The sequence below is a fragment of the Sphingobacterium sp. 40-24 genome (assembly GCF_001899705.1).
Lineage (GTDB): Bacteria > Bacteroidota > Bacteroidia > Sphingobacteriales > Sphingobacteriaceae > Sphingobacterium > Sphingobacterium multivorum.
Genome location: NZ_MKWH01000001.1, coordinates 21,107 through 30,384 on the forward strand (window position 1 = coordinate 21,107; position 9,278 = coordinate 30,384).

Annotated in this window: 9 protein-coding genes; 4 read left to right on the top strand and 5 right to left on the bottom strand. The window is 36.7% G+C overall.

From position 1 onward, the window contains the following. Positions 1-831 (top strand): glycosyltransferase family 2 protein, encoded by an 831-nt coding sequence (locus BGP15_RS00110; protein ID WP_286768357.1) that lies wholly within the window; start codon positions 1-3, stop codon positions 829-831. 268 nt (positions 832-1,099) lie between these two features. Here the strand turns inward: BGP15_RS00110 and BGP15_RS00115 are convergent, their stop codons facing one another. Further along, positions 1,100-1,924 carry an AraC family transcriptional regulator gene (locus BGP15_RS00115; RefSeq protein WP_286768358.1) on the bottom strand — a complete coding sequence of 275 codons (825 nt, stop codon included), beginning with the start codon at positions 1,922-1,924 and terminating at the stop codon, positions 1,100-1,102. A 58-nt stretch (positions 1,925-1,982) separates the two neighbouring features. On the opposite strand from BGP15_RS00115, the gene BGP15_RS00120 reads away from it, so the two are divergent. Next, complete coding sequence (locus BGP15_RS00120) at positions 1,983-3,134, top strand: Atu1372/SO_1960 family protein (RefSeq protein ID WP_286768359.1); 1,152 nt, start codon at positions 1,983-1,985, stop codon at positions 3,132-3,134. A 178-nt stretch (positions 3,135-3,312) separates the two neighbouring features. Further along, positions 3,313-3,864: a hypothetical protein gene (locus tag BGP15_RS00125; protein WP_286768360.1), complete on the top strand. Its 552-nt coding sequence runs from the start codon at positions 3,313-3,315 to the stop codon at positions 3,862-3,864. A gap of 363 nt (positions 3,865-4,227) precedes the next feature. Here BGP15_RS00125 and pgl read toward each other — a convergent pair whose 3' ends face one another. The 4 genes from pgl to BGP15_RS00145 form a co-directional block, all read right to left on the bottom strand. Beyond that, complete coding sequence (gene pgl / locus BGP15_RS00130; RefSeq protein ID WP_286768361.1) at positions 4,228-4,938, bottom strand: 6-phosphogluconolactonase; 711 nt, start codon at positions 4,936-4,938, stop codon at positions 4,228-4,230. A 17-nt stretch (positions 4,939-4,955) separates the two neighbouring features. Continuing rightward, a complete protein-coding gene (gene zwf, locus BGP15_RS00135) occupies positions 4,956-6,437 on the bottom strand; it encodes a glucose-6-phosphate dehydrogenase (RefSeq protein WP_070566428.1) in 1,482 nt (493 codons plus the stop codon). A 9-nt stretch (positions 6,438-6,446) separates the two neighbouring features. Further along, entirely contained in the window at positions 6,447-7,865 is a 1,419-nt protein-coding gene (gene gnd, locus BGP15_RS00140; RefSeq protein ID WP_286768362.1) for an NADP-dependent phosphogluconate dehydrogenase, read from the bottom strand. Positions 7,866-8,077: 212 nt separating this feature from the next. Continuing rightward, positions 8,078-8,683 carry a DMP19 family protein gene (locus BGP15_RS00145; RefSeq protein ID WP_286768363.1) on the bottom strand — a complete coding sequence of 202 codons (606 nt, stop codon included), beginning with the start codon at positions 8,681-8,683 and terminating at the stop codon, positions 8,078-8,080. A gap of 205 nt (positions 8,684-8,888) precedes the next feature. On the opposite strand from BGP15_RS00145, the gene BGP15_RS00150 reads away from it, so the two are divergent. Next, on the top strand, positions 8,889-9,278 hold a 390-nt coding region (locus BGP15_RS00150; protein WP_286768364.1), incomplete at its 3' end, for a DUF4468 domain-containing protein.

Genomic DNA, 9,278 nt, shown 5'->3' on the forward strand with positions numbered 1-9,278 from the left:
ATGTACTCTACCGCTTCCATTTCTGTATTGACGATCGTACATAAACGCCATGACGCGCTAATAAACCTGATGAATGGGCTCGCAAAAAATTCTATTCTACCCATAGAGCTGATCATTGTCTATATCAATGAACGTGCCTACCCACTCAAAGACGAATATCCCTTTAAGATAAAGTCCTTGGAAATAGATACAGCAGGTGAATTAAATTTGGCCAAAGCAAGAAATACGGCTATAAAAAGTTCGAGTTCTTTATTTAATATCTTTTTAGACGTAGATTGTATTCCGGCAGATGATTTAATAGAACAGTATCTGCCCTATTCAACAAAAAATATCTTAATAAGCGGCCGAGTAAGGTATTTAAAAAAAGGCTTTGCAGATAAACTTGGATGGATGTCGCAGTTGATGCAAAACAGCAGGCCGGATCCTGTCAGGAAAGATGTAAATCAATTTAGTTATGAACTTTTTTGGTCCCTCAATTTTGCGTGTACCAAAGAGACTTTCCATAAAATTGGAGGATTTGATCAAAATTATATTGGATATGGAGCTGAAGATACCGATTTTGGTTTCAGTGCGAGGAATAATGGGGTTGCTCATATCACGATCGACGCATTGGCCTACCACCAATATCATCCAAGTTATAATCCCCCTTTAAACCACTTCAAACCAATTGTCATCAACGCTAATCAATTTTTCCTAAAATGGAGAGTTTGGCCAATGATGGGATGGTTAACTAAATTTAATGAGTGCGGATATATATCCCTCAAAAACAATAAAATAACCATTGTTCGAGAACCTTCAAAACAAGAAATTGCGGCCAGCCTCATTGAATAGGAAACAGGTCAAGGTTATTCTCGGACATTTAAAGAGCCGTCCTTGTCAACTATTATCGGATTATAATTCGCAACAAATTAAAAAAAATATTGATAACATATTTTCAACATATTTAAATTTCCCCAAAATGCATTTAAATCCTACGATATATCTGGGCTGAAGTGAAATTCATAATAAGCTCCGGAGATCAAGCAATACGAAACCTCCGTTTCGCTGGAAAATATGAATGCACGAAAAAAGTATATCTGCATCTGCTCAAAGGGAATTATCATCCTATATCCAAATTGGCCTTGTGCTTATTCACTGCAGGCCTCTTTTTCATCAGTAATTTAAAAGAGCTTGTGAAAGCATGAAGACTTTTGTATCCAACCATTGTGGCAATCTGTTTCTGTGTAAACTGGCCGCTGTCGAGTAACTCAATGCTTTTAACTATTCGTAGCAACTGTTGGTACTTTAAAATAGTTAGTCCTGTCTCTTGCTTAAATATCCGTTGCATCTGTCTTACTGACAACGATGCTACAGAAGCCAATTCCATGAGGTCAACCCCAGAAGCATAATTTACATTAATTTCATTACAGACCTTGGAAAGGCGTTTATCGGTTGGAACAGGGATCTGTAGTGAAGTACTTTCATTACAGAAACTAGGAAGGCTATTGATAATCGTATTTAGGAAACTTAATTCTTCTTTATCTATACCATTAAGCCTGTTCCATTTTTTTGCGTAAATGAGCATTTCTCTTAATACCACTGGACAAGAAAAAACATGAACCTCCTTATGAAATTCTTCGGCTTGCAAATCGTTAAAAAATAGGACCATTAAATTAACCGTTTTCGAATCAGAAGAGATACAGTGTTTCTCACCCGAAGGAATCCAGATCAGGCTATTTTGCGGAACGAGATAAATACTGTTTTCAATATGGAAATACTGATAACCGTCTTCAACATAGGTAAGTTGATAATGACTGTGAGAATGCTCATAGTTATCATGCTGATAATTTCTTTCATACCATACAAAGGATTTTTTTTCACTTCGATCCGTATAGCATCCTGGCTCAACCTCAGTTAATCCACATTTAACCATGTCGTTTTGCATACACTTTTTGGCAAAGTTAAAAAAAGTACTTTGATTAATTTTGACCAAATACTTAGAAATGAAAAACTTTATAAAGTTATTACTGCTTTTAATGGTTATGATGATTACTTTATCAACTCAATCCATGGCACAAAAGAAAGATGTAAATGTCTTGGTCCTTATTTACTCCGATAACGGTGGGACTTTAGAATTAGCAAAAGAATTTGCTAAAGGCTTAGAAAAAAACTCAAATGTTCGATCAGTAATCAAACAAGTAAAGAATTCGGACCATCCAATTTTGAAAACCATCCCAGTTGCTAGTATGGAGGAACTTTCATCATATGATGGTATCGCGTTTGGCTCTCCGGTATATTTTGGAAATATTAGTACCGGCATGAGCGAATTTTTCTCCAAAACAACAGATCTATGGGCGAAAAACGCACTTGAAGGAATGCCTGCCAGCGTATTTATGTCTGCGGGTACCGGAGCAGGACATGAACTTGCCTTACAGTCGTTTTGGAACGCCCTTGCGGTTCATGGAATGATACTTGTTTCAAATGGCATACGCTCAAATGACAAAATTGACAGATCAATTGCTCAGGGCAATTCTGTTTTAGGAACCACGAGCTTGGTAGGTATAAAAAATGTGCCACGTCCAAGCTCCGATGAACGCCTTCTTGCCGAAGATCAGGGGGAAAACTTCGGGAAGGTTGCAAAGGCCTTACAAGGAACATTTCACAAAGAATCCGCTCCTATTGAACAAAAAAACAATAATGATATAAATCAGGAACTGAACAATAAAAATATTATCCTGCCTGATGTTCCAAAACCTGCCGGAAATTATCAGCCATTTGTACGTACCGGAAACCTGGTATTTATCAATCAATATGCATTAAAGGATGGTAAATTACAATACCCCGGTAAACTCGGTAAAGACGTGGATGAAAGGCAGGTTAAGGAAGCGACACGTACCACAATGCTCAATGTTTTGGGAGTATTAAAAAATGCTGTGGGAGGCGATCTTAACCGCATAAAAAAATGTGTTCAGTTAACTGGGTACTTTAATGTAACTGATGACTATACCAAACATGCTGACCTCATGAACGCTGCATCAGATTTGGTTGTAGAAGTATTTGGTGAAAAAGGAAAACACGCCAGGGCAACGGTGGGAGCCTCGTCACTCCCAGGAAATACTTCAGTCGAAATACAGGCTATATTCGAAATTGAATAGATTCCATCGGTGTCCCTGAAAAATGCTTCCCGATACGATCTAGTCAAATTAAAATCTCTATCTCCTGTGCTTTGGCGTTGATAGAGATTAATAAAATATACTTCATACGGAGACACTTATCTAATTTGATTTATAAATAAAAACCCGTACATTCAACGGAAATTAACCTCTTTCCATTATGCAAAGTAACAATTGGTTCAACCGGTTTAAATACATCCAGCGAAAAAGGGTATTTAGGTTAATTACGCTATTAACTATTTTTCATCATACAAGCTTCGCGCAAAAAGATCCTCAGCTCAGGGAAGCACTGTCTATCATGACAAAAGCATCTATTTCTGGAGATATCGAAGGTATTATAAGTCAAATATCGCCCCGCATAATTGAAAGCATGGGCGGGATAGATCAGGCAACAAAACTGACCAAGGAACTCTATTCTTCTCTTATAAAATATGGGGTTAAAATTGATTCCACGATCAATTATGTCGATATAGATGTCTCAAAAATTGATGGGATAGCCTACTGCTTTATTCCTCAGGTATTGGTAATGTCTATGCCTGAAAAAGGCAAAATGGCTATTACTTCAGCTTACTTATTAGATTTAAAAGAGGACGAAACCAAAAAATGGACTTTTATTAATTTCAATAAGATGGATCAGGAAAAGATCAATTTGTTTCTTCCTGAATTTAACGGCAAGATTTCTCTTCCTCCGGGTCTAGAAAAAAAACCTTAGTCGTGAAGAAAGAAGAGGTAACTAAAACTGTCGATCATCAAATGAAACTTATAGATGAATCTATCAAAGAAAATAAATAGTTTTAAGTCATTTCCCGTCAATCTTCGGAAATTCACTAAAACCTGCTGTGATTTTTTTGTTTCACCTCACGTCCCAATTGCTGAGGGAAAAGTCCTGTAGACTGCTCCAGAAAAATCATCTTATACTCAGCTAAAATCTGAGTATTTTTAGGATTAATATAATTCCTTCCATCGCATGATAAGAGGAATCAAAAAGACCTTTCCGCTATTGCGGAAAGGTCTTTTTAATAATCTCAATTTCGAAATGGAGGTTAATATTGCTTACCCCGAAAAGACAATTAAATTAAATTCCAGCTTCTTTATCAGTAAAAAGCTGTACTCCTGCTTTCTTTTCAATTAACTGTAGCGGATATAGTTCAGGATTATATACACCATTAAGAACCTCGTTCAAAGCGTTTTTCTTGGATTTACCGAATGTAACAATCAGAATATTTTCAGCTTTATTGATGATAGGTTCAGTCAACGTAATCCTAAACATTTCCTGCGGCTTTAGATAGTAGGCATCAACCCATTTTTCCTTTTCCTGTAAAATCTTTTCACCTGGAAACAGAGAAGCTGTGTGGCCATCATCGCCCATTCCTAAAAGGATGAAATCAAAAACACCGTCAGCTCCCAAAACATTTCTAATTTGCGCTTCGTATTCTTTAGCGTAATTTTCAGGCTCAATTCCCTCTTTATACATGGGGAAAATCTGATTTTTATTGACTGGAACTTTATTCAAAAGTACTTCCAAAGTCATCTTAAAATTACTTTTCTCATCTTCAAGAGAAACCCATCTTTCATCTACCCAAAAAAAATGGATTTTCTCCCAAATTATTTTATCGGCATATTCAGGAGAAGCTAATAAACTAAAAATAGCTTTCGGTGAAGAGCCACCACTTAACGCAACCACAAATTTATCATGCTTCTGGATTGCTTTTTTCGAAAGCTCAACAAATGTATCTGCTGCTTCTTTATATAAAGCATCCAGATTATCAAATATCGTAATATTCATTTTCTTTTAATTAGATTTTAAACCCACTGATGTCCCTGCCGCTCTACCAGTGCATCACTGTCATCAGGTCCCCAGTTTCCTGAAGCATAATTTGGGAAAGAGGGGTCTTTGGTTTTTTCCCAGGTTTCCTGAATTGTTTTTATCACATCCCAAGCTTCTTCTACCTGATCGGAGCGCATAAACAGTGTAAGGTCTCCGACAAGTGCTTCCAATAAAAGAGTTTCATAAGCTTCGGGAGTATCGGTCTGACAGGCAAAATTATCGAAAATCATTTCCACAGGTTTAAGCGCTAAGGACAAGCCTGGTTTTTTAGACATAAACTGCAATCTGATGTCCATTTGTGGCTGGATATTAATAATCAATCGGTTAGCCGACAGAAGCGAGGTGCTTTCTGAAAACATAGAATTGGGAAGTGGCTTAAACTGAATCGTTATATAAGAATGCTTTTCTTTCATCTTCTTCCCGGTACGAACATAAAAAGGAACATCTTCCCATCTTTCATTATCCAGATAAAACTTGATAGCGACAAATGTTTCGGTATTGGAATCAGGAGCAATTCCCTCCTCCTGGCGATAGCCATTTACTTTTAGCCCATTTACTTTGCCTCGTCCGTACTGTCCTCTTACCGCATAATGATCTACTTTTTCAGGAGAAATCCTACGGATGGATTTTAAAACATCAACTTTACGGTCCCTGATCTCACCCGATCCAAGTGAAGCCGGAGGTTCCATAGCAACCATACAAAGAATTTGCAAAAGATGGTTCTGAATCATATCGCGCAAAGCTCCTGTCTGCTCATAAAAACTGGCTCTTGTTTCCACTCCTACTTCTTCGGCAACCGTGATCTGCACCGATTCTATATGTCTGTGGTTCCAAAGAGGTTCAAAAATTGAATTTCCGAACCTGAATGCCAAAATATTCTGTACTGTTTCTTTACCTAAATAATGATCAATACGATAAATCTGTTCTTCCTGGAAAGTTTGTGAAAGAAGATTATTTAGCTCAATGGCAGATTCTTTATTGTGACCAAAAGGTTTTTCGATAATAATTCGATCTGTTGCAGGATCAGATGCTATTGATGTATTTTTAAGATGATTTGAAATTACCGATACAAAGTTTGGTGCAATCGACAAATAGAAAAGTCTGTTTCCTCTCATTCCGTACACCTTATCAAAATTCTCCAGTTTCTGATATAAATTCTGATAAGAGCTTTCTTCATCAAGCTGATGCTGAAAATAGCTGATGTGAGCCTGAAAACCAGCCCAATCTTCCTTGGTTACGGTCTTCCTGGAAAAACTCTCCAGATTTTCTTTAATATAAGCGCTGAATTTTTCATCCGTATTTTCGGCTCTTCCTAAAGCTAGAATATTAAAACCTTTGGGCATTCTGCCATCGATGTATAAATTGTAGAAGGCAGGAAAAAGCTTTCTTTTTGCCAAATCCCCTGTTGCACCAAAAATAACAATCGTTGTTGGATGCAGGATTGTATTGTCACTCATTGTTAGGATCTAGTTATTTGGGGTTTGCCATGAAGTATGAAAGACTCCTTCTCTGTCCGTTCTTTGGTAAGTGTGCGCACCAAAATAATCACGCTGAGCCTGAAGCAGGTTTACAGGTAAAGATGCTGTGGTGTAAGCTTCGAAATACCCTAGAGCCGACTGAATTCCTAAACTTGGAATTCCGTTTGATACAGCAAAAGCAGCTGTTTTTCTTAATGACGGAATTTTATCTTTTACAATTTCTGAAATTTCCTGATCCAATAAAATATTAGATAAGTTCTCGTACTTTGAATAAGCCAGATAAAATTTCTCCAATAAAACCGAACGGATGATACACCCACCTCTCCAGATTTTAACAACATCTTTTAACGGAATTTCAAACTGATATTCCTCAGACGCTTTTACCAATAATGACAAACCTTGAGCATAACTGATTAAAGTAGATAAATACAAAGCATCCCCCACCTCTTTGATAAACAATTCTGTATTTTCTGGAGTTTTTACTTCTTCTTTAGCATATAATTGAGAAGCTTTTGCTCGCTCATCTTTGTAAGCGGATAAAATTCTTGATGTTACGGCAATATCGATGGTTGGAATAGAAACCCCAATTTCCATAGCCTCCTGGGAGGTCCATTTTCCGGTTCCTTTTGCTCCTGCTTTATCTAAAATCTTGTCGACAAGAAAACCGTCTGTTACATCATCTTTTTGCTGGAAGATATCTCTTGTTATTTCAATAAGGAAAGAATTCATCTCGCCTTCATTCCATCTTTTGAAAACTTCATACAATTGTTCATTCGTAAGATTAGCTCCTTTTCTCAGTAAATCATATGCTTCACTGATTAATTGCATGATGGCATATTCAATACCGTTGTGAACAATTTTAACATAATTCCCAGCAGCTCCTTTCCCCATATAAGCGGTGCAGGGCTCCCCCTTTACTTTTGCTGAAATAACTTCCAGCATAGGCTTCACCAAATTGAAAACTTCCAAATCTCCCCCTGGCATAATACTCGGTCCTCTCCTGGCGCCCTGCTCTCCTCCAGAAACTCCCATTCCCATAAAATGAAGGTTTTTAGAAGCTAAATCGGCTATACGTCTCTCGGTATCTTTGAAATAAGAATTTCCCGCATCAACGACAATATCTTTTGGACTCAGCAGCGGGGTTATGCTTTCAAGAACAGCATCAACCGGTTTCCCTGCTGGTACCATCAAAATAACTTTTCGCGGACTTTCTAAATTCAATACAAATTCCTCTAGTGAAACAGTTCCAACAACCTGTGTACCTGAAGCCACTCCTTTACGAAGTTCGATTACCTTTTCTTCATCTAAATCGAATCCTACGACAGAAAAACCATTATCGGCAATGTTGTAAAGCAGATTTCTTCCCATTACACCCAGACCAATGACCCCGTAATTATACTTTTCCATTCTTACTTAAAGTTTATGTTATAAATTCAAAATTACTGAAATGCATGTCAGTAAAAAAATTATCTAAAATTTTCTTTCCATTGTGACATTTTTATCATCAACTGGAAAATGTCATTAATCAATACGGTGATAAGGGCATCGTTCAACATATAAACTATCGAGGTCCAAATTCTCTAATTTTAATTTTACTTTTGGCTATATGTAAATACATGCTAATCAGTAAACTCTTTCTTGTTCTTTCGGATGTAGTCAACCAGAATTTTTTGCAAGTTTTTAGCGTCATTAAGTTTGTAGAACTCCTCGTCAAATTTGTTTAGCGGATTGTTTTCATAAGATTTACTAAAACCTTCTACCGTACCATCCTGATCTTCGGTTATTTTCGATTTCTCCTTTTCAAATGTGCTGTTTGCCCGCTCGGTCAGATCAGCAAATTGAGTAGCGCCAACTAATTTCAGCGCTTCTGGCAACGCAGCAGCAAATTGACCGCTTGAATTAAAATAAAACTGGTTATAACCACCATTATTTACTTCTCCTTCTAATTGGCTGATCATATAAATTGCTTGTCTGGATTTGTTCCAGGACAAGACGATTTCATATTCTTTGTCATATGCCGGCGATAACTTACGAAAGAGGTTATCATAAACGACTTCCAATAACATGTCATCCGAAGTCGTATCAATAATCTGCTCGGTTAATGGATTCTGAATTGATGGCTTATTATTATTATTTTGCTTAGTATGTCCAGAACAGCCAAATAAATTTAAAATAATTATTATAATTCCAATGGTAATAGTTGGTGTTCGCATTGATTTTATCATCTTTAAATCTTTTTAGTATTCAAATATATACATTGATTTGCAAACAATTTCCTCAGTGGTATAGTTATAAAATGGTTCGACATCCTCTGTATGCACTTTTCAATTGGATTTTCTTTTACAATGAAGTACATTGCAGAAACATTGATGCGACTAAAGAATTATTTTGTAAAATTGGCTAAGTTAATTCTCTTTAAAACAATTTAATATGAAAAATTATATCATTACCGGAATATTTTTGCTTCTGTTCACAAATTTGGCGTTTCCACAATATTTCACCCTAGCTCCAACAGGTTTCGTTTCTAAAGAGAATCTAGATTATACCGTAGTGGAAGTTCCTGGCGTTAAACAGCAAGAACTTTACGATAATGTATTAAAGTCGATCAATAGCTTGTATTCCAATCCCAAAGAAGGCCTGACTTTGGTTCCCGGGCAGGCGATAACTTTAGCAGCTTACCAACAAAGAGGACTTAAAACATCAGGTATTGCTTACTATGATGTCGATTATACCTTGTCTTTTTTGTTTAAAGATGGAAAAATAAGAATCAATAGTCCAACTTTCAGTGCTCAAATTATGAATTACAACGGTACTTGGAAT

Excerpts from the sequence above, each read along its gene's own strand:
- BGP15_RS00110 (WP_286768357.1), top strand. The coding sequence starts at position 1 with ATGTACTCTACCGCTTCCATTTCTGTATTGACGATCGTACATAAACGC.
- BGP15_RS00115 (WP_286768358.1), bottom strand. The coding sequence starts at position 1,924 with ATGCAAAACGACATGGTTAAATGTGGATTAACTGAGGTTGAGCCAGGA.
- gnd (WP_286768362.1), bottom strand. The coding sequence starts at position 7,865 with ATGGAAAAGTATAATTACGGGGTCATTGGTCTGGGTGTAATGGGAAGA.
- zwf (WP_070566428.1), bottom strand. The coding sequence starts at position 6,437 with ATGAGTGACAATACAATCCTGCATCCAACAACGATTGTTATTTTTGGT.
- BGP15_RS00145 (WP_286768363.1), bottom strand. The coding sequence starts at position 8,683 with ATGATAAAATCAATGCGAACACCAACTATTACCATTGGAATTATAATA.
- pgl (WP_286768361.1), bottom strand. The coding sequence starts at position 4,938 with ATGAATATTACGATATTTGATAATCTGGATGCTTTATATAAAGAAGCA.
- BGP15_RS00125 (WP_286768360.1), top strand. The coding sequence starts at position 3,313 with ATGCAAAGTAACAATTGGTTCAACCGGTTTAAATACATCCAGCGAAAA.
- BGP15_RS00120 (WP_286768359.1), top strand. The coding sequence starts at position 1,983 with ATGAAAAACTTTATAAAGTTATTACTGCTTTTAATGGTTATGATGATT.